Genomic DNA, 18,667 nt, shown 5'->3' with positions numbered 1-18,667 from the left:
CAGGGGGTGATCTGGAACATCAACTCCTTCGACCAGTGGGGCGTGCAGCTCGGCAAGCGCATCGCCGGCGAGATCAGCAGCCGCATCGACGAGCACAGCCAGGACTTCGACGGCTCCACCCAGGGCCTGCTCACGCTGGTCCGGTCGCACTTCCCCGCTCAGCGGAACGAGCCCCAGGAAGAGCCCCCGAGCCAGGGCCGCCAGTCGAACGCCAAGCGTGATTCGAAAGCCCGGAAAGAGCAATCGACTTGAGGCCTCGACGCAGGACTATCGCAGATAGCGGTATCGCTCGGGGCTGATCCGTCGACAAGCCTGTGAGGAGGCGCTGTGAATACCCCCATGTACGCTACCGACGCCTTCCCTGGCGCAGGACCTCCTCTTCGGCTTGTCCCCGGCGCCCCTCGTCAGATCCAACTGCGAGAGGCCGCCGTAACGCCAACGACGGGAAGGCGCAGTGCGCTTACTCCAGAGGATCGATGACGCCTTGGTAGCGACCCTCCGTCAGCCGTGCGCTACCCGCCACGAGCCGCACTGTCACCGGCTGGTGGAAAGGGTCGGTGATACCCAGATGGGTCGCGGCATACCGACCGCCATCGACCAGTAGCTCCAGTGAGCCTCGGTCGACCAGCCACTCCAGCTCGATGTCCGTCTTGGCCATCCGTTGTCCGGTCAGATGATGGGGAAAGTGGCGATCGAAGTCGGGGTCACCGTTGCGGCCTTCACGCCGGTGTTCGAGTCGCAGCGCCGAACCGTCATGGGTGATCCGCAAGAGCATCTGGCCAGCTTGCTGAAGGTCGAACTCGAGGGTGGTGCCCGGCGCCATCTGGAGGGATAGCCGCCCATGGGCCGCCGAGGGGCCCTGCTCGATCAGTACGTTGTCACCTGCCATCAGGGCGTCGGTCGAATTCGCCATCCGCGAAGGGCTCAGCCCGCCGGCCGTGCCGAGTTCGGCGGCAAGGGCCTGGCGAAGCCGAATGCCCTCTCCGGTCTCCTCGAGGGATAGCTCGCGGGGGAAGCTCAAGGTGCCCCGCCACCCGGCTTCGGGAATCTGGTTGGCATAGAGCCAGTTGTTGAGCCAGGCGATGGCCAGGCGACGACCATCGCCGTCAGGCACGTCCGACCAGGTCTGGACGGCATAGAAGTCCCGGCCTTCGTCCATCATCAGTACCGTCTCGGCGGGATTCTCGTTATGGAAGCGCTCGCCGCCGAAGTGGCCGACGAAGTACTGGGTAAAGGAACCGAAACTCTCCTGCTCACCGGCTCCGACGCCCACCAGCAGGACCCAGCGCGTCGCCTGCCGTCCCTCGACGGGAAGCTCGAAGAGGTCGGGACACTCCCAGGGACCCTCGGTATGGGCGCCCTGCCCTTCGCCGAACTCGCTGGCCAGACGCCAGTCGAGGAGGTTCTCGGCGACGTAGAAGCGGATGACCTGGCCGCAGGCCAGGGCCATGACCCAGCGCCGGCTGGGCGCGTGCCAGACCACCTTGGGATCGCGGAAGTCCCGAAGGCCGGGGTTGGGAAGGATTGGATTGCCTGGGTATTTCTGCCAGCTGCGCCCGCGGTCGCGGCTGTAGGCCAGACATGGTTCCTGAACGTAGTCGCCGGGATCCCCCGCCGTCTCGCGATGCACGGTGTAGAACGCCAGCAACCCCGGTTCGCCACCGAACAAACCGCTGGTATCGTCCCGGTCGACGATGGCGCTGCCCGAGAAGCACATGCCGTCCGCGTCCGGCACCAGCGCCGGCGGCAGGTGCTCCCAGCGGCACAGATCGCAGCTCACCGCATGGCCCCAGTGCATGGGGCCCCAGACGCGGTCGTGGGGATGGTACTGGTAGAAGAGGTGGTACTCCCCCTCGAAGTAGACGAGGCCATTGGGGTCGTTCATCCAGCCCTGAGGAGGCGTGAAGTGCAGCGCCGGACAGCGCAGGCGCGGCGCAGCGTCGATGCCGGTCATCATGATCATTCCTCGTGAGGGTGTTCGGGTCGAGTCAGGGCGGACACCGGCCTGAGCCGTGGCTACCGATTCCGCCACTGCCTGCCTCATGTCGATAAAAAAGCCCCGGCCAGGGTGGCCGGGGCGCAAGGACAGCGACTGGCTGTCGAGAGAGACTCACTCGTGATTCAGTGGTGGAAGCGCTCCGCGGCTTCCCGGGCCAGCTGGCGGATGGCCTTCCAGTCCTCGGCCTCGACCAGGGACTTGGGCGTCAGCCAGGAGCCCCCGACGCACATCACGTTGCCGAGCGCCAGGTAGTCGTCGGCGTTGTCCAGACCGATGCCGCCGGTGGGACAGAAGCGCGCCTCGGGAATCGGGCCGGCGAAGGCCTTGAGCGCCTTGACGCCGCCGCTCGCCTCGGCGGGGAAGAACTTGAAGCGGCGATAGCCGAACTGCCAGCCGACCATCAGCTCCGACACCGTGGCCACGCCGGGCAGCATCGGCACGGGGCTGGAAACACCGTAGCGGTAGAGGGCCTCGGTGGTCCCCGGGGTCACCACGAAGTCGGCGCCGACCTGCTCGGCCTGGCGGTACTGGGCCGGAGTCAGCACGGTGCCGATGCCGACGCTGGCCTGGGGCAGGGCCTCCTTGATGCGCCGGGTGGCCTCCAGGGCGCAGTCGGTGCGCAGGGTGACCTCCAGCACGCTGAGGCCGCCCTCGACCAGGGCGGTGGCCAGGGGCACGGCGTCTTCCACGCGCTGGATCGCCAGGACCGGGATCACCTCGGCCTTCAGGCAGATGCTGTCGATCTCGGTGGTGCGGGTGGAAGGCAGCTGTTTTTCGATGGTCATGTCGTGGCTCCAGGAATCGGATCCGTCGAGGGCTCAGGGCGCCCAGTGGATGCTCAGGGGGCTGGCCAGGAAGGCGCGGATCGGCAGCGACCGGGTATCGTCGCCGGCCAGTGCCCGGCCGAGGACCGCGCGCTTCTCCTCGCCGGTGATGTGCAGGAAGTGGCGGAAGGCCTGGTGGAGGCGATCGGCACTCAGGGTGATGCGCGGCTGGGGCTGGCTCGGCGTGCGCACCGCCACCACCGGCTCGTCGGTGGACAGCGCCAGGTCGAGTTCCCGGCTGTCCGGGAACAGCGAGGCCGTGTGGCCGTCGCCGCCCATGCCGAGGATCACCACGCTGGCCGGCCAGGCCAGGGCGGCGATGCGGCGGCCCACCTCGGCCGCCCCCTCCTCGGGGGTCGCGGCGTCGCTGGTCAGCGGCACGAAGCGGGCCTCGGCGGCCGCGCCCCGGAGCAGGTGCTCGCGCACCAGGCGGGCGTTGCTGTCGTCGGCCGTCTCGGCCACCCAGCGCTCGTCGGCCAGGGTCACGTCGATGCGCGACCAGGGCAGCGCCATGGCCGCCAGGGCGTGGAAGAAGGGCACCGGGGTCGAGCCGCCGGACACCACCAGCAGGGCCCGCTCGCGCTGGGCCAGGTCGCTTCTCAGGGCCTCGGCCACGGCCTCGGCGAGCTGCCGGGCCAGGGCCTCACGGGGGGTGGGGGTATCGCTCATCTCAGTAGTCCTCGTACCAGCTGCGGCCATCCTGGGTGATCATGGCGATCGAGGCCACCGGTCCCCAGGAACCGGCGGGATAGCGCCGCGGGGCCTGGTCGTCCTGCCAGGCGGCGATCAGGCTGTCGCACCATTGCCAGGCGTGCTCCACCTCGTCGCGGCGCACGAAGAGGTACTGCTGGCCCTTCATGACCTCGAGCAGCAGGCGCTCGTAGGCATCGGGGATGCGCGTCTTGGCGAAGGCACTGTTGAAATCCAGGTGCAGCGGCCCCTTGCGCAGGCGCATGCCCTTGTCCAGGCCGCTGTCCTTGGTCAGCACCTCCAGCGCGATGCCCTCCTCGGGCTGCAGGCGGATCACCAGCTTGTTGGCCGCCAGGGCGCGCTGGTCGGGATCGAAGATGTAGTGGGGCTGCTGGCGGAAGTGGATGACGATCTGCGACATCTTGGCCGGCATGCGCTTGCCGGTGCGCAGGTAGAACGGTACCCCCGCCCAGCGCCAGTTGGAGACCCCGGTCTTCATCGCCACGAAGGTCTCGGTGTTGCTGTCGGTGTTGGCGTCGTCTTCCTCGAGGTAACCCGGCACGCTCGCCCCGTCGGTGGTGCCGGCGATGTACTGCCCCCGCACCACGTCGCGGCCCAGCATATCGTCGGTGAAGGGCTTGAGCGCCTTGAGCACCTTGACCTTCTCGTCGCGGATGGCATCGGCGTCGAGGTTGGCCGGCGGGTCCATGGCGATCAGGCAGACCAGCTGCAGCAGGTGGTTCTGGACCATGTCGCGCAGCTGCCCGGCCTTGTCGAAGTAGCCCCAGCGTCCCTCGATACCGACCTTCTCGGCCACGGTGATCTCCACGTGCGAGACGTGGTTCTGGTTCCACTGGGTGCCGAACAGCGGGTTGGCGAAGCGCAGCGCGATCAGGTTCTGGACCGTCTCCTTGCCCAGGTAGTGGTCGATGCGATAGATTCGCGACTCGGGGAAGACGGCGCCGATGGCGTCGTTGACCTCCTGGCTGGAGACCAGGTCGAAGCCGATGGGCTTCTCCACGACCACCCGGCTGCGCTCGTCGAGGCTGCCGCTGGCCTCCAGGTGGCGACAGATGTCGCCGTAGAGGCTGGCGCCGACCGCCAGGTAGACGACCAGGGGGCGGGCGCTGCCGGCCTGGCGCCACTCGCGGATGGCCGCATAGCCTTCCGGCTGGGTGGCATCCAGCTGGCAGTAGTCGAGGCGCGCCAGGAAGCGCTTGACCACCGTGCGATCCATCTCCTCCGCCTTGACGTAGCGCTTGAGCGCCGCCTCCACCTTGCTGCGGAAGCCCTCGGCATCCACTTCCTGGCGCGCCACGCCAAGCAGGCGGGTGCCCTCGTCGAGCAGCCCCTCCCGGTCGAGCTGGTAGAGCGCGGGATACAGCTTGCGCTGCGAGAGATCGCCGAGTGCGCCGAACAGGGCGAGATCGATTGCCGTCTCGATATCACCGGAGGTCCGGGCCTCGCCGGGCCGCTTGTGTTGGCTCATGTCCGCCCCCATTTGGTTAACTTAGCAAAATTCTAGCGCAACGCGGCGCCAGCAGCCAAAATATTTTGTAAAATTACTACTAAATGCCAAGCCCTCGCCCAACGGCTGTGACTTGCCCCCTCGGGTCGCGCTAGGATGCGCCCCATAATGTAGTTAAATCACCACATCTATCCAGGTTCAACCGGTGGCGCCCGAGGCGCCCCGCCGTCAGGGAGACACACTCGCTCATGGTCAGTCACGATCTGCTGGACCGCATCCGCCGTCGACTCGATGAGCTCAACCGTTCTGAACGCAAGGTCGCCGACGTCATCCTCGCCGACCCCGGTGCCGCCACCAGCATGAGCATCGCCAGTCTGGCTCATGCCGCCTCGGTCAGCGAGCCCACCGTGAACCGTTTCTGCCGCAGCTTCGACGCCAAGGGCTATCCGGACTTCAAGATCAAGCTGGCCCAGAGCCTGGCCGGCGGCACGCCCTACGTCAGCCAGGCGGTGGAGCCCGGCGACGCCGCCGGCGACTATACCGGCAAGATCTTCGGCGCCACCATCGCCGCCCTCGACCTCGCCAGTCGCGAGGTGGATCCCGCCCGGGTCGAGCGGGTCGTCGACTACCTGACTCAGGCCAAGCAGCTGCACTTCTTCGGCCTGGGTGCCTCCGGGGCCGTGGCCCAGGACGCCCTGCACAAGTTCTTCCGCTTCAATATCCCGGTGTCGGCCTACATCGACGTGCTGATGCAGCGCATGGTCGCCGCCGCCTGCCACACCGGCGACGTGGTGGTGATCCTGTCCTACACCGGCCGCACCCGCGAGCTGGTGGACATCGCCCGCCTGGCCCGGGAAAACGGCGCCGTCGTGCTCGGCATCACCGCCCCCGACTCGCCGCTGGCCGACGAGTGCACCGAGACCCTGGCGGTGACCGCCCCGGAGGACACCGAACACTATATGCCGATGACCTCGCGGATGATCCAGCTGGCGCTGATCGATGTCCTGGCCACCGGCGTGACGTTGCGCCGCGGCGAGGACTTCCTGCCCCACCTGAAGAAGATCAAGGACAGCCTGAAGCCGACCCGCTTCCCCGCCGGCAGCGGGGAGTGAGACCGGCGCCTCGGGCCGCCGCACGGGTGGCGGGCGGAGTCATCCGGCCCCTGCCGTGGTCATAGCAGACGAGGAACTCCCGGCCCCGAGGGGCCGACCATGACAGGGAGCCGCGATGACCCCACCGCCATTGATCCTGCAAGACTGGCGCGCCTGGTGGCCCGGCCAGGCCCGCCCGGACGAGTCCCGCCTGTCAGGAGAGGAGCGTCCGGCCGGCAAGGCCGTGCCGGCGATGCTGCGCCGCCGCCTGAACCTGCCCGGCCGCGCGGTCAGCGACATGCTCGATGCGCTGGACCCGGAGGCCAACCGGGTGCTGGTGCACGCCTCGCGCCATGGTGACGGGGAACGCACCCTGCAGATGCTCGAGGCGCTCACCGACGGCCAGCCGGTCTCGCCCGCCCGCTTCGGCCTATCGGTCCACAATGCCATCCTCGGCGTCCACTCGATCGCCTCGAGCAACCGGCGCTCCCAGCAGGCCCTGGCGGCCTCGGGAGCCGAACTGGCCGCTTTGTTCAGCGAGGCCCGCGGCTACCTGGCCGCCGGCGAGCGCTCGGTCGTCGTGGTCTTCAGCGACGCCCCGGTGCCGGCCCGCTTCCGCGGGACGGACACCCCCGAGGTCGAGCTGGCCGCGGTGGCCATGCGGCTGGGCACCGACGCCGGCCGCGTCATCACCCCCGAGCCCCTGGCATCCTCGACCGCACCGTGTCGCGCCCCGCAGCCCACGGACGTCATCCGCTGGCTGCTGGGCGAGGCCCCGCTGGGCTGTCCCGGCCGCCGCCTGAGCTGGCGGCTGGCCCCCTGACCCGTCTCGCCATCCCCCACCCCTGGACGAAGGAGCCGCCCATGGCGTCCCCATTGGAACACGAACTCAAGCAGTTGATCATCGAGACCCTGGAGCTCGAGGACACCACCCCGGAGGATATCGACCCCGACGAGCCCCTGTTCGTCGAAGGCCTGGGCCTGGACTCCATCGACGCCCTCGAGCTGGGCCTGGCGCTGCAGAAGACCTATGGCATCCAGCTCGAGGCCGAGAGCGAGGAGGCCCGCCGCCACTTCGCCAGCCTGCGAAGCCTGGCGGCCCTGGTCGAGGCACGGCGCAACGCCTGAGGCCGGAGGTCCTTCCCGGCGATGTCCCGCCCGCGCCCCCCGTCCCTCGCCACGCCCCTGGCCGTCGTCGGCCTGCTGGCCTGGCCGCTGCTGGTGCTCGTCCTGCTGCCCCGCCTGGGGGGCGCCCCTCTGCTGGGGCTGGTCGCCCTGCTGGCCGTCTGGCGACTGCCCGCCGCCCATCGCCGCTGGGCGCTGGCCCCCTGCCTCGCCGTCCTGGCGGTGATCGCCCTGGGCCAGGCGGAACTCGGCGTCAGGGCCTGGCCGGTGGCGATGAACGCCGTGCTGCTGGGGGTGTTCGCCAGCTCTCTGCGCCGTCCCCCCTGCGTGGTGGAACGTCTCGCCCGCCGCCAGGAGCCCGACCTCTCCCCCGCCGGGGTCCGCTACACCCGGCGCGTGACGGGGGTCTGGTGCGGCTTCTTCCTGGTCAACGGCGGCCTGGCGCTGTGGACGGCGCTGGCCGCCGACCTCGCCCTCTGGACCCTGTACAATGGCGCCATCGCCTATGCCCTCGGCGCCACGCTGTTCGCCGCCGAGTGGTGCATCCGCCAACGTGTCAGGAACCGCCATCGTGTCTAACCCCGCTCGCCCCCCCAGCGACGCCCCCTTGACGAGCCAGCCCTGGCGCCATGTCGCCCCATCGCGGATGGCCGCCTGGGACGCCGCTGCCGGCCGCCCCGTCGCCTGGGCCGAGCTGCACGGTCGCATCGGGGCCTGGCAGCGTCGGCTGGACAGCCTGGCCGGCCCCGGCCAGCAGTGGCTGCTGCATTGCCGGAGTCCCCTGGAGTTCGCGGTGGCGCTGATCGCCCTGTGGGCGCGCGGCGACAGCGCCGTGCTGCCCGCCGACGACCGCCCCGAGACCCTCCAGGCCCTCGCTTTCCGGTGCCGCGCCGCCCTCGGCGACCTCCCCGACGGCGTCGTCGCCGACCCCGCGCCGTCCCCCCCGCGTTGGGAACCGATGGACCCGGCCCGACGGGCCCTGTCGCTCTACACCTCGGGCTCGACCGGCGAGCCACGACGCATCGACAAGACCTTCGCCCAGCTCGACGCCGAGCTGGCGGCCCATGCCCGGCTATGGCCCCTCGAGGGACGCCTGGTAATCAGCCAGGTCAGCCACCAGCACATCTATGGGCTGCTGTTCGGCATCCTGCGCCCGCTCTGCGAGGGGGCGCCGCTGGCCGGCGCCGCCTGCCGCACCCCCGAGACGCTCGGCGCCTGGCTGGGCCGCCTGGCCGACGCGCCACAGGCCCCGCCGGGGGCGGTGCTGATCAGCGCCCCCCCACCCCTGGAGCGCCTGCCCGAGACAGCCATACCGCCAGCCGCGGCCGGCCGACTGACCCGGGTGCACTCCTCGGGCGCGCCTCTCTCCGCCGCGGCCAGCGCCCATGCCCGCCGGGTGCTCGGTACGCCGGTCGAGGAGGTCTACGGCAGTTCGGAGACCGGCGGCATCGCCTGGCGCGACCAGCGCCGCGGCGAGACCTGGACGCCCCTGCCCGGTGTCGAGGTGCGCGCCGATGACGAGGGCGGCCTGTGGTTACGCTCCCCCTTTCTCGGCGCCCCCGGCTGGCAGCCCCAGGCGGATCGCATCGCCCCCGGGCCCACGGGCTTCCGCCTGCTGGGGCGGGCCGACCGCATCGCCAAGGTGGGCGGCAAGCGGCTCTCGCTCACCGGCCTGGAGCATCGCCTCGCCCGCCACCCGGACGTCCTGCGGGCCCATGCCCTGCCGCTGCCGGGTCGCCCCCATCGCCTGGGGGCCGTACTCCAGCTCGCCCCCTCGGCGCTGCCCTGGTGTCGCGACACGCGGCGCGCCCGGGTGGCCGCGCTGCGCGACGATCTTGCCGCCGCCTATCCCGCCTCGCTGATGCCCCGCCACTGGCGTTTCGTCGCGAGCTGGCCCAGCAATGCCCAGGGCAAGCTTGGCGCAGCCGAGGTGGCCCGCCTGTTCCGCGACCTCGACGACCCGCGACGCCCCCGCTGGCTCGGCGTCGAGACGGAGGGCCCGGCCCGTTGCCGAGTGACGCTTGAGGTGCCCGAGCGGTTGAGCTACCTGGTCGGCCACTTCCCCGACCAGCCGGTGGTGCCGGGCGTGGTGCTGGTGCAATGGGCGGTGGCCCTGGCCGAGGAGCACCTGGCCCTGGTCGGGGACTTCCGCGACCTGGCCCGGCTGCGCTTCCCGCAGCCGCTGCTGCCCGGCGAGCGAGCCACCCTCGAGCTGGCCGTGGACACCACCGCCGCGGGACCGCGCCTGGCCTTCACGCTGACCGGCCAGCACGGCTGCCATGCCCGGGGCCGGGTGCAACTCGCCCAGAGGGAGGTCGGCCATGGCGGCTGAGCAGGTGATTCGCCCCTGTGTGCTGATCCCCGTGTACAACCATGGCGCGGCCATCGGCGCCACCCGTGCCGGCGTGCGCCTGCTGGGCGTCCCGGTGCTGCTGGTGGACGACGGCAGCGACGCGGCCTGTGCGGCCGAACTCGAGCGCCTGGCCCGGGAGCCGGACACCCTCCTGCTGCGCCTGCCGCAGAACCGCGGCAAGGGCGCCGCCGTCAAGGCCGGACTGCGCGAGGCCCAACGCCGGGGCTTCACCCATGCCCTGCAGGTGGACGCCGATGGCCAGCATGCCCCCGAGGACCTGCCGCCCTTCCTCGCGGGCCTGGCCGAGGCCCCCGGCGAGCTGCGCATCGGCTATCCCCGTTTCGACGACAGCGTGCCCCGCCACCGCTTCTACTGCCGCTACGCCACCCATGTGCTGGTCTGGATCAGCACCCTGTCGCTGTCACTGCGCGACACCATGTGCGGGGTGAAGCTGTTCCCGGTGGCGGCCACCAACCGACTGGTGGCCCGCCACGACTGCGGCGACCGCATGCAGTTCGACACCGAGCTGCCGGTGCGCTGGCTGTGGGCCGGCGGGCCGGTGGCCAACCTGCCGGTCCGCGTGCACTACCCGCTGGACGGCGTGTCCCACTATGCGCTGTGGCGGGACAACCTGCTGCTGGCCGGCATGCATGCGCGCCTGCTGCTCGGCATGCTGCGCCGGCTGCCGCGCCTGGTCGGGGGCCAGCGCGCGGGAGGGCCGCCGCCATGACGGCCACCCATTGGGCGAACATCCAGGAGCGCGGCACCCTGGCCGGGATGCGTGCCATGGTCTGGATCCGCCGCCACCTGGGCCGGCTGCCGTTCCGCCTGGTGCTGGGCCCGGTGGTGCTCTACTACTACCTCAGCCACCCGCTGCCACGCCGTGCCTCCCGGGAGTACCTGGCCCGCATCTGGCCGAGGCACGCCGGGCACCCGCCCCGCCATCCGCGCCTGCTGGGCCTGCGCCACTTCATGGCCTTCGGCCAGGCGCTGATGGACAAGGTCGACGCCTGGAGCGGCCTGCCGCCAGCGGTGTGCATCGCGCCCGAGGACCATGCGCGGCTGGACACCGCCATCCGCGGCGGTCGGGGCGGGCTGATCCTGGTCTCTCACCTGGGCAACCTGGAGATCTGCAGCGCCCTGGGCCAGCGCCGCCCGGACTTCCATGTCACCCAGTTGATGCATACCCGCAACTCGCGCAAGTTCAACCGCCTGCTGGCCCGCTCCACCGGCCGGCAGGGCCCGGACATCGTCGAGGTCAGCGATATCTCGCCGGCCACCGCCATGCAGCTGGCGGCCCGCATCCAGGCCGGCGGCTTCGTGGTCATCGCCGCCGACCGCGTGCCCCTCGGCGAGCGGGGCCGCATCCGGCGCCTGCCCTTCCTGGGCCGGCCGGCCCCCTTCCCGGAGGGCCCGTTCCGGCTGGCGGCCCTGCTGCGCTGCCCGGTCTACACCCTGAGCTGCCTGCGCGAGGGGTCCGCCTACCGGATCGCCTTCTCCGCCTTCGACGACACCACGCGGCTCGGCCGCAAGGCCCGCGAGGCCTGGTACCTCGAGGCCATGCAACGCTATGTCGACTGGCTCGCCGCCCAGTGCCGGCAGCATCCCCTGCAATGGTTCAACTTCTTTCCCTTCTGGCACGCCCATGACTGACGAAACCCTTCCGCCCCTGGTCCTCGATGGCCGTGACGTAGAGCTCGCGGCCATCGAGGCCGTGGCCCACCGCCGGCGCCGGGTCCGGCTCTCCGCCGACCCGGCCTTCCGCGCGCGCATCGCCGCCGGCCCCGCCTTCCTCGACCGCCTGCTGGCGGAGGACGGCGTGATCTACGGCGTCACCACCGGCTTCGGCGACGCCTGCACCCGGGCCGTTCCCGCCGAGCTGCACGAGGATCTGCCCCGCCACCTCTACACCTTCCACGGCTGCGGCCTGGGCGAGGTGCTCGACGTGGCGACCGCCCGGGCCGTGGTGCTGGTGCGCCTGGTGTCGCTGTGCCGCGGGGTCTCGGGGGTCAGCCTGGCGCTGCTCGAGCGGCTGGCCTGGCTGCTCGAGCACGACGTGGTCCCGGTGATCCCCGCCGAGGGCTCGGTGGGCGCCAGCGGCGACCTGACCCCGCTGTCCTACCTCGCCGCGGTGCTCTGCGGCGAGCGCGAGGTGTTCGATGGCGGCCGCCGCCGGGCCACCGCCGAGGCCTTCGCCGAGCGCGGCCTGGCCCCCTACCGGCTGCGCCCCAAGGAAGGCCTGGCGCTGATGAACGGCACCGCGGTGATGACCGCCCTGGCCGCCCTGGCCTGGGGCCGCGCCGAGCGGCTGTCGCGCCTGGCCAGCCGCATCACCGCCATGAGCGTCTGGGCCCTGGACGGCAACCCCTACCATTTCGATGCCGACCTCTTCGCGGCCAAGCCGCACCCCGGCCAGCAGCGGGTCGCCGCGCGCCTGCGCGACGACCTGGGGCGGGACACCCCCGGCGCCACGCCGCGCAACCCCTCGCGCCTCCAGGACCGCTACTCGACACGCTGTGCCCCCCATGTCATCGGGGTACTCGAGGATGCCCTGCCCTGGCTCCACGACCAGCTCGAGCGCGAACTCAACAGCGCCAACGACAACCCGCTGATCGACGCCGAGGCCGGCAAGGTGCTGCATGGCGGCCACTTCTACGGCGGCCACGTGGCCTTCGCCATGGATGCCCTGAAGCCCCTGGTGGCCAACCTGGCCGACCTGCTCGACCGCCAGCTCGCGCTGCTCGTGGATCCGCGCTACAACCACGGGCTGCCCGCCAACCTCAGCGGCGCCGCCCCCGACCGGCTGGCCCTCAACCATGGCTACAAGGCGCTGCAGATCGGCGTCTCGGCCTGGACGGCGGAGGCCCTCAAGCTGACCATGCCGGCCAGCGTGTTCTCGCGCTCCACGGAGTGCCACAACCAGGACAAGGTCAGCATGGGCACCATCGCCGCCCGCGATGCCCTGCGCGTGATCACCCTGACCGAACAGGTCGTCGCCGGCGTATTACACGCCGCCGGGCAGGCCCTGGACCTGCGCCGCGACCGGTTGGCCTGCGCCCCGCCCCCGGCCCTGGCCGCCTGGCAGGAACGCCTGCGCCGACGGGTCCCCTTCCTCGCCGAGGACCGGGCCCTGGAGACGGAGCTGCGCCGGCTCTGCCGGCGCCTGCCCCACCTCGCCCGGCACCTCTATCCGGAATGACCGCCCGGCACCGCCGGGCCCCTCAGGGAGACCGCCCATGACCCGCCTGCTCACCCTGCTGCTGTGCCTGCTGCCCGCCACGGCCCTGGCCTTCGGGCTCGGGGACCTGCAACGCCGGCTCGAGGCCACGCCCAGCCTGGAGGGACGCTTCGCCCAGACCCGCCACCTGGCCGACCTCGACAGCCAGCTGGAGAGCACCGGCCACTTCCGTTACGAGCGCGACGTCAGGGTGGTGTGGACCCTCGAGACGCCAGTCGAGGAGCGCCTCGAGTTCTCGGCCGCATCGCCGCCCGAGGTGGGCGCGGACGATCGCCGCCAGGCCGAGGCCGCCGCGCTGTTCCTCGACCTGCTGCAGGGCCACTGGCCGGCCCTCGAGGAACGCTTCACCCTGACCCTGAGCGGCGACGCCGACGCCTGGCGGGTCACCCTGCGACCGCGCCAGGCGGCCCTGCGCCAGCGCATCGACGAGATCCGCCTGCGCGGCGGCCGCTACCTGAAGCGGCTGGCGCTGGACGCGGCCAACGGCGACCGGCTGCGGGTGCGTCTCTTCGACCAGCGGCCCGTGGAGGCCGGCGATGCCGCCCCCTGACACCCGACGGCGCCTGCTGGCCGCCCTCTGGGGGGGCCTGCTGCTGGGCTGCGCCCTGCTGCTGGCGTGGCTGCTGCGCGACGGCCTGCCCGCCGACACCCGGCTCACCGCGATGCTGCCGGAGGATCGCCGCACGCCGCTGGTCGAGCGGGCGGACGACCAGCTGGGCCAGGCCTTCGCCGAGCGCTTCGTGCTGCTGCTCGACGCGCCGTCGCTGTCGGAGGCGGCCGCGGACCTGGCCCGTGCCCTGCAGGCCGCCGGCGGCGAGCGCCCACTGCTCGCCCGCCTCGACTGGCGGGCCAGCGACCTGGCCGACCGGGCCCCCGGCGAGCGCCTCGCTGAGGCCCGCTACCGCCTGCTCACCGGGGCGGTGCGCCGGGAAATCGACGCCGACGGCGGCCAGGCCCTGGTGGCACCGGCCCTGCGCTCGCTGTTCTCGCCGACCGCCACCACGGATCCGGTCGCCGATCCCTTCGGTCTGCTGGACCGCTGGCTGGCGGCCCGCGACACCAGCCCGGTGCAGACCCGTGACGGCCTGCTGACGGTGAGCGACGGCGGCCGGCCCCAGGCCCTGCTGATCGGCCACCTCGCCGCCTCGCCCTACGACCTGGCCGCCCAGCGCTCGCTGACCGCCGTCCTGGAGGCCTTCCGGGCCGATCATCCCGAGGCGACGCTCTCCCGCTCGGGGCTGGTCTTCCACGCCGCCGCCGGCGCCCGCCAGGCGCGCAACGAGATCACCACCATCGGCCTGGGTGCCCTGGCCGGCCTGCTCGGCGTGCTGCTGGCCGTGTTCCGCTCGCCGCGGGCCATCGCCCAGATGCTGCTGCCGCTGGCGACGGGGCTGCTGCTGGCCCTGCCGCTGACCCTGTTGCTGTTCGGACGGCTGCACCTGCTGACCCTGGCCTTCGGCGCCAGCCTGATCGGCATCGCCATCGACTACGCCCTGCACCTGCAGTGCCGTCGCGCGGTCCAGGGCCGGGAATTCCGGCTGTCGCCCATGCTGCCGGCCCTGAGCCTCGGCCTGGCCTCCAGCCTGGTGGCCTACCTGGCCCAGGCCCTGACACCCATGCCGGGCCTGCGCCAGATGGCGGTGTTCGCCGCCCTGGGGCTGGCCGGCGCCTGGCTCACCGTGGTGCTGTGGCTGCCCCGCCTGCGCCTCGCCACATCCCCTGCCACCGCGCGCCTGGCGCAAGGCTGGTGGCGCCGCACCGGCCCCCGCGGCGGACTCTCGCCGCGCCTGGCGCTGGTCGGCCTGCTGCTGGTCGTCGGGCTGGTCACCTGGCGGCTCGACACCGACGACAGCCTGGCCCTGCTCAACCCCTCGCCGGCCGACCTGCTGGACGAGGAGCGTGCCCTTCAGGGGCTGCTGGGCCGCGACACCGGCCGCCGCTACCTGCTGGTCACCGCCGCCGACGAGCCGCGCCTCCTCGAGCGCCTCGAGCGCCTCGGCACGACCCTGGAGCGCTGGCGCGACCAGGGCGCCGACTTCAGCGTCCACAACCTCGCCGACAGCGTGCCCTCGCCGACGCGCCAGGCCGCCGACCTCAAGCGGGTGCGGCGGCTCTATGGCGAGCCGCTGGCCGAGCTGGTGGCGCGCGCCGGCCTGCCACCCCGGACCCTGGACAGGGCCCGCGCCCGGCTCGAGGCCGTGCCGCTGCTCGACGTCGAGGGCTGGCTCGCGTCCCCGCCGGGGCGTCACCAGCGGCGCCTGTGGCTAGGTGACACCGGCGACGGCGTGGCCGCCCTGATCCTGCTGGCCGACCTGCCCCCCGGCGCCGGGGCCGAGGCGCTGGACGCCCGCCTCCAGGCCCTGGCCGATACCCGGCCGGGGGTCACCTACGTGGACCGCGCCGCTCGCCTGGGCCGGCTGCTCGGCGAGCTGCGCGGCCAGATCGCCGGCTGGCTGGGCGGCGCCCTGGCGCTGCTCGCACTGGGCCTGGCCTGGCGCTATCGTGGCCGGACCTGGCGGGTGCTGACCCCGCCGCTGGGTGGGGTGCTCGGGGTCCTCGGGGTCTATGCCCTGGCCGGGGTCCCGCTGAACGTGTTCAGCCAGCTCGGCCTGCTGCTGGTGCTGGGCATCGGCCTGGACGCCGGCATCTTCGGCGCCGAGGCCGAGGGCCGGGCGGCCACTTGGCTGGCCATCAGCCTGTCCACCCTGACCAGCCTGCTGGCCTTCGGGCTGCTGGCCTTCAGCGCCACCCCCGCGCTGCACTACCTGGGACTGTCCTGCCTGATCGGCCTGGCCCTGGTATGGTGGCTGGCACGCTGGGCCGCCCCCGGCGTCGAGACCTCGCCAAGGGAGAGTGCCCATGTCGAGACACCCTGACACCGACGCGGACGTGCTGATCATCGGCGCCGGCCCCGCCGGGGCGGCGGCCGCCGCCTGGCTGGCCCGCGCCGGCTACCGGGTACGGGTGCTGGAGCGTGACCACTTCCCGCGCTTCTGCCTCGGCGAGAGCCTGCTGCCGGCGTGCATGGAGGACCTCTCGCGGGCCGGCCTGCTCGACAGCGTCCAGCGCGGCGGCTACCAGGTCAAGGATGGTGCCGCCTTCACCCGGCGGGGGCGGGAGGCCACCGTCGACTTCCGCGACCAGCCGGGCCCCGGCTGGCGCCACACCTATCAGGTCGAGCGCGCCGACTTCGACCAGCGGCTGATCCACGCCGCCACCGGGCAGGGCGTCGAGGTCGAATTCGGCGTGACGGTCACCGAGGTCCACCCGGACCACCGGCGCCCCCGCCTCACCCGGGTCGACCAGCACGGACGCACCCGGGTCCTGACGGCCCGCTTCCTGCTCGATGCCAGCGGTCCCGGGCGGGTGATCGCCCGCCGCCTGAGCCTCGCCCGCCCGCCCCGGCTGGCGCCGCGCCAGGCACTCTTCAGCCATGTCGACGATGGCATCCGCGACGCCGCCTTCGACCGCGACAAGATCCTCATCGCGATCCATCCCCGGGAAGCCGGCGTCTGGTACTGGCTGATCCCCTTCAGCGGCGGCCGCGCCTCGCTGGGCGTGGTCGGCGACCCCGCGGCCCTGGCCCGCCACGGCGACACGGCCGAGGCACGCTGGCAAGCGCTGCTGGACGCCGAACCCCGCCTGCGCGGCCTGCTGCGGGACGCGCGGCGGCGCCGCCCGCTCGACGAGCTCCAGGGCTATGCCGCGGCGGCCAGCCGCCTGCATGGCCCCGGCTACGCCGTGCTCGGCAATGCCGGGGAATTCCTCGACCCGGTGTTCTCCTCGGGCGTCACCATCGCCCTGCGCTCGGCGCTGCTGGCCGCGCCCCTGGTCGCCCGTCGGCTGGACGGCGAGGCGGTGGACTGGGCGGCGGCCTTCGAGACGCCGCTGCGCCGCGGCATCGCCACCTTCCGGGCCTTCGTCGAGGCCTGGTACGACGGCCGCCTGCCGGCGATCATCTTCCATCCCCGCCAGCCCGCCTCGCTGCGTCGGCAGATCAGCGCGGTGCTGGCCGGCTATGCCTGGGATCGCGACAACCCCTTCGTGCGGGCCCCGAATCGCCGCCTGACCGCCCTGGCCCGCCTCTGCGGTCACCGGCCATCTGCCGAGGGTACCCCGTGAGGGCGCTGTCGAGCCTGCTGCCGGCGCTGCTGCTGACCCTGCAGCTGGGCGGCTGCGCCGCGCTGCGGCCGGCCCCGCCGCCCTCGCCGGCGCTGGCGGCGATGCCGAACCAGGAGCCCGTCCAGCGACGCCTGACCCTGGCCCCCGACGCCGGACCAGCCCGGACCCTGATCATGGTGATCAGCATGGAGGCGGACCGCCTGCGCGCCGTGCTGCTCACCCCCTATGGCCAGCGCCTGGCCACCCTGATCCGAGATGCCCGCGGCAGCCGCTACGAGAGCGGCGACGCCGCCGTCCCCGGCGAGGCCCCGCTGCCGGTCCCCGCCGACTGGCTGACTGCCCGTCTGGAGTGGTGCCTGTGGCCCCTGGAGGCCCTGCGGCAGGCCTTCGCCGGCTCGGCCTGGTCGGTGGCGCGGGTCGGCGACAGCCGCGAGATCCGCCATCGCGGCACCCTCGTCGCGCGGATCCACCCGGCCGATCCCCGGCTCGGGGACACGCAACGGGTCTTGCTGGATGACCGCCAGGGTGAGTACCGTCTGACCATCGCCCCCCTGAAGGAACCCCCGCCATGAGCCCACGTCCCTGCCCGCCACGGCAGCCCTGTCGGCTGTCGCCGCCGGCCATCGTCTGCAGCCTGGGCAGCGGCCTCGCCGAGATCCGCGAGGCGCTGGCCGAGGGGCGCCGGGGGCTGACCACCGACGACGCCTACACGCCCGGCCGGCCGCTGCCGCTGGGCCGCGTCACGGTCCCCCTCCCGGCGATGGACGACTGGCCGGCGGCCCACCGCAGCCGCAACAATCGCCTGCTGGCCGCCGCCCTGGAACGCCTCGCGGCGCCGCTGCACCGGGTGCTCGCCACCCATGATCCGGCACGCATCGGGGTGGTGATCGGCACCAGCACCTCCGGCATCGCCGAGACCGAGCAGGCCCTGGCCCGGGCGGGCCAGGGGCCGCTGCCCGACGGCTTCCGCTATGCCCAGCAGGAGCTGGGCGCGCCGGCACGCTTCGTGGCCGACCGCCTGGGCCTGGCCGGGCCGGCCTACGCCCTCTCCACCGCCTGCAGCTCCGGGGCTCGGGCCCTGGCCAGTGCCCGCCGGCTGCTGCTCGCCGGCGAGTGCGACGCGGTGATCGCCGGCGGGGCCGACAGCCTGTGCCGGCTCACCGTCAACGGCTTCGCCGGCCTCGAGGCCGTCAGCGAGCGACCCTGCGAGCCCTTCTCGCGCCACCGCGACGGCATCAACCTGGGCGAGGCGGCGACCCTGTTCGTGGTCGAGGCCACCACGGGCGGCATCCAGCTCGAGGGCACCGGGGAGAGCGCCGACGCCTACCATGTGTCGGCACCGCGTCCCGACGGTGGCGGCGCCCTGGCGGCCATGCGCGAGGCGCTGGAGCAGGCCGGGCGCCGCCCCGAGGAGGTCGACTACCTCAACCTCCACGGCACCGGGACCCCCCACAACGACCGCATGGAGGCGGCGGCCATCACCGCCCTGTTCCCCCGTCCGCCGGCGTGCAGTTCGACCAAGGCCCTCACCGGCCATACCCTGGGCGCCGCCGGCGCCCTGGAAGCGGCCTTCTGCTGGCTGGCCCTGGACGCCGGCTTCCTGCCGCGCCACGTCTACGACGGCCACTACGACCCCGACCTGCCCGCGCTGCCGCTGGTGAGCGCCGCCGGCGCCGGCGGGCCGCGCCTGGCCCTGAGCAATTCGTTCGCCTTCGGCGGCAACAACGCCGCGCTGCTGCTGGGACGCCACGACTGAC

The 18,667-nt window shown here is 72.7% G+C and carries 17 protein-coding genes and 1 pseudogene; 14 read left to right on the top strand and 4 right to left on the bottom strand.

Annotated elements, in window-relative coordinates; translation table 11 throughout:
• A pseudogene (gene pgi, locus FHR97_RS20395) lies at positions 1 to 252 on the top strand (glucose-6-phosphate isomerase); the annotation flags it as partial.
• Between the two features lie 208 nt (positions 253 to 460).
• Here pgi and FHR97_RS16185 read toward each other — a convergent pair.
• The 4 genes from FHR97_RS16185 to zwf all read right to left on the bottom strand — a co-directional run bounded on the left by FHR97_RS16185 (position 461) and on the right by zwf (position 5,002).
• A complete protein-coding gene (locus FHR97_RS16185) occupies positions 461 to 1,957 on the bottom strand; it encodes a glycoside hydrolase family 32 protein (RefSeq protein WP_246404094.1) in 1,497 nt (498 codons plus the stop codon).
• A 164-nt stretch (positions 1,958 to 2,121) separates the two neighbouring features.
• Positions 2,122 to 2,784, bottom strand: a complete 663-nt coding sequence (locus tag FHR97_RS16180; RefSeq protein ID WP_183384830.1) for a bifunctional 4-hydroxy-2-oxoglutarate aldolase/2-dehydro-3-deoxy-phosphogluconate aldolase — start codon at positions 2,782 to 2,784, stop codon at positions 2,122 to 2,124.
• A gap of 33 nt (positions 2,785 to 2,817) precedes the next feature.
• On the bottom strand, positions 2,818 to 3,492 hold the full coding sequence (gene pgl, locus FHR97_RS16175) for a 6-phosphogluconolactonase (RefSeq protein ID WP_183384829.1): 675 nt from the start codon (positions 3,490 to 3,492) through the stop codon (positions 2,818 to 2,820).
• A gap of 1 nt (position 3,493) precedes the next feature.
• Positions 3,494 to 5,002 carry a glucose-6-phosphate dehydrogenase gene (zwf, locus tag FHR97_RS16170; RefSeq protein WP_183384828.1) on the bottom strand — a complete coding sequence of 503 codons (1,509 nt, stop codon included), beginning with the start codon at positions 5,000 to 5,002 and terminating at the stop codon, positions 3,494 to 3,496.
• Positions 5,003 to 5,229: 227 nt separating this feature from the next.
• Between zwf and FHR97_RS16165 the strand changes: the two genes are divergently transcribed.
• From FHR97_RS16165 to FHR97_RS16105, 13 genes are all read left to right on the top strand, one after another.
• Positions 5,230 to 6,093, top strand: coding sequence for a MurR/RpiR family transcriptional regulator (locus tag FHR97_RS16165; RefSeq protein ID WP_183384827.1), 864 nt, complete (start codon positions 5,230 to 5,232; stop codon positions 6,091 to 6,093).
• Between the two features lie 115 nt (positions 6,094 to 6,208).
• Positions 6,209 to 6,895: a beta-ketoacyl synthase chain length factor gene (locus tag FHR97_RS16160; RefSeq protein WP_183384826.1), complete on the top strand. Its 687-nt coding sequence runs from the start codon at positions 6,209 to 6,211 to the stop codon at positions 6,893 to 6,895.
• 41 nt (positions 6,896 to 6,936) lie between these two features.
• Positions 6,937 to 7,200 carry a phosphopantetheine-binding protein gene (locus FHR97_RS16155; RefSeq protein WP_183384825.1) on the top strand — a complete coding sequence of 88 codons (264 nt, stop codon included), beginning with the start codon at positions 6,937 to 6,939 and terminating at the stop codon, positions 7,198 to 7,200.
• Positions 7,201 to 7,221: 21 nt separating this feature from the next.
• On the top strand, positions 7,222 to 7,776 hold the full coding sequence (locus tag FHR97_RS16150) for a COG4648 family protein (protein ID WP_183384824.1): 555 nt from the start codon (positions 7,222 to 7,224) through the stop codon (positions 7,774 to 7,776).
• Positions 7,769 to 9,529: an ApeI family dehydratase gene (locus FHR97_RS16145; protein WP_343065615.1), complete on the top strand. Its 1,761-nt coding sequence runs from the start codon at positions 7,769 to 7,771 to the stop codon at positions 9,527 to 9,529. Before FHR97_RS16150 ends, FHR97_RS16145 begins: the two co-directional genes overlap by 8 nt.
• Positions 9,519 to 10,280: a glycosyltransferase family 2 protein gene (locus tag FHR97_RS16140; protein ID WP_183384823.1), complete on the top strand. Its 762-nt coding sequence runs from the start codon at positions 9,519 to 9,521 to the stop codon at positions 10,278 to 10,280. The genes FHR97_RS16145 and FHR97_RS16140 overlap by 11 nt, the downstream gene beginning before the upstream one ends.
• Positions 10,277 to 11,203, top strand: coding sequence for a lysophospholipid acyltransferase family protein (locus FHR97_RS16135; protein WP_183384822.1), 927 nt, complete (start codon positions 10,277 to 10,279; stop codon positions 11,201 to 11,203). Before FHR97_RS16140 ends, FHR97_RS16135 begins: the two co-directional genes overlap by 4 nt.
• Positions 11,196 to 12,749: an HAL/PAL/TAL family ammonia-lyase gene (locus tag FHR97_RS16130; protein ID WP_183384821.1), complete on the top strand. Its 1,554-nt coding sequence runs from the start codon at positions 11,196 to 11,198 to the stop codon at positions 12,747 to 12,749. The genes FHR97_RS16135 and FHR97_RS16130 overlap by 8 nt, the downstream gene beginning before the upstream one ends.
• A gap of 37 nt (positions 12,750 to 12,786) precedes the next feature.
• A complete protein-coding gene (locus FHR97_RS16125; protein WP_183384820.1) occupies positions 12,787 to 13,338 on the top strand; it encodes an outer membrane lipoprotein carrier protein LolA in 552 nt (183 codons plus the stop codon).
• Complete coding sequence (locus FHR97_RS16120) at positions 13,325 to 15,664, top strand: MMPL family transporter (protein ID WP_183384819.1); 2,340 nt, start codon at positions 13,325 to 13,327, stop codon at positions 15,662 to 15,664. The genes FHR97_RS16125 and FHR97_RS16120 overlap by 14 nt, the downstream gene beginning before the upstream one ends.
• The gene (locus FHR97_RS16115) at positions 15,648 to 16,910 is read left to right on the top strand and encodes an NAD(P)/FAD-dependent oxidoreductase (RefSeq protein ID WP_183384818.1); all 1,263 of its coding nucleotides are present in this window, start codon (positions 15,648 to 15,650) and stop codon (positions 16,908 to 16,910) included. Before FHR97_RS16120 ends, FHR97_RS16115 begins: the two co-directional genes overlap by 17 nt.
• Positions 16,907 to 17,482 carry a DUF3261 domain-containing protein gene (locus FHR97_RS16110; protein ID WP_343065614.1) on the top strand — a complete coding sequence of 192 codons (576 nt, stop codon included), beginning with the start codon at positions 16,907 to 16,909 and terminating at the stop codon, positions 17,480 to 17,482. Before FHR97_RS16115 ends, FHR97_RS16110 begins: the two co-directional genes overlap by 4 nt.
• Entirely contained in the window at positions 17,479 to 18,666 is a 1,188-nt protein-coding gene (locus FHR97_RS16105; RefSeq protein WP_183384817.1) for a beta-ketoacyl-ACP synthase, read from the top strand. The genes FHR97_RS16110 and FHR97_RS16105 overlap by 4 nt, the downstream gene beginning before the upstream one ends.
• Position 18,667: the final 1 nt, after the last annotated feature.

It is taken from the genome of Halomonas stenophila, assembly GCF_014192275.1.
GTDB lineage: Bacteria > Pseudomonadota > Gammaproteobacteria > Pseudomonadales > Halomonadaceae > Halomonas > Halomonas stenophila.
The sequence above is the reverse complement of the archived record's forward strand: the minus strand, read 5'-3'. Positions and strand labels throughout refer to the sequence as shown.

Excerpts from the sequence above, each read along its gene's own strand:
- FHR97_RS16180 (WP_183384830.1), bottom strand. The coding sequence starts at position 2,784 with ATGACCATCGAAAAACAGCTGCCTTCCACCCGCACCACCGAGATCGAC.
- zwf (WP_183384828.1), bottom strand. The coding sequence starts at position 5,002 with ATGAGCCAACACAAGCGGCCCGGCGAGGCCCGGACCTCCGGTGATATC.
- FHR97_RS16125 (WP_183384820.1), top strand. The coding sequence starts at position 12,787 with ATGACCCGCCTGCTCACCCTGCTGCTGTGCCTGCTGCCCGCCACGGCC.
- FHR97_RS16115 (WP_183384818.1), top strand. The coding sequence starts at position 15,648 with ATGTCGAGACACCCTGACACCGACGCGGACGTGCTGATCATCGGCGCC.
- FHR97_RS16160 (WP_183384826.1), top strand. The coding sequence starts at position 6,209 with ATGACCCCACCGCCATTGATCCTGCAAGACTGGCGCGCCTGGTGGCCC.
- FHR97_RS16135 (WP_183384822.1), top strand. The coding sequence starts at position 10,277 with ATGACGGCCACCCATTGGGCGAACATCCAGGAGCGCGGCACCCTGGCC.
- FHR97_RS16140 (WP_183384823.1), top strand. The coding sequence starts at position 9,519 with ATGGCGGCTGAGCAGGTGATTCGCCCCTGTGTGCTGATCCCCGTGTAC.
- pgl (WP_183384829.1), bottom strand. The coding sequence starts at position 3,492 with ATGAGCGATACCCCCACCCCCCGTGAGGCCCTGGCCCGGCAGCTCGCC.
- FHR97_RS16185 (WP_246404094.1), bottom strand. The coding sequence starts at position 1,957 with ATGATGACCGGCATCGACGCTGCGCCGCGCCTGCGCTGTCCGGCGCTG.
- FHR97_RS16130 (WP_183384821.1), top strand. The coding sequence starts at position 11,196 with ATGACTGACGAAACCCTTCCGCCCCTGGTCCTCGATGGCCGTGACGTA.
- FHR97_RS16105 (WP_183384817.1), top strand. The coding sequence starts at position 17,479 with ATGAGCCCACGTCCCTGCCCGCCACGGCAGCCCTGTCGGCTGTCGCCG.
- FHR97_RS16150 (WP_183384824.1), top strand. The coding sequence starts at position 7,222 with ATGTCCCGCCCGCGCCCCCCGTCCCTCGCCACGCCCCTGGCCGTCGTC.
- FHR97_RS16120 (WP_183384819.1), top strand. The coding sequence starts at position 13,325 with ATGCCGCCCCCTGACACCCGACGGCGCCTGCTGGCCGCCCTCTGGGGG.
- FHR97_RS16155 (WP_183384825.1), top strand. The coding sequence starts at position 6,937 with ATGGCGTCCCCATTGGAACACGAACTCAAGCAGTTGATCATCGAGACC.
- FHR97_RS16165 (WP_183384827.1), top strand. The coding sequence starts at position 5,230 with ATGGTCAGTCACGATCTGCTGGACCGCATCCGCCGTCGACTCGATGAG.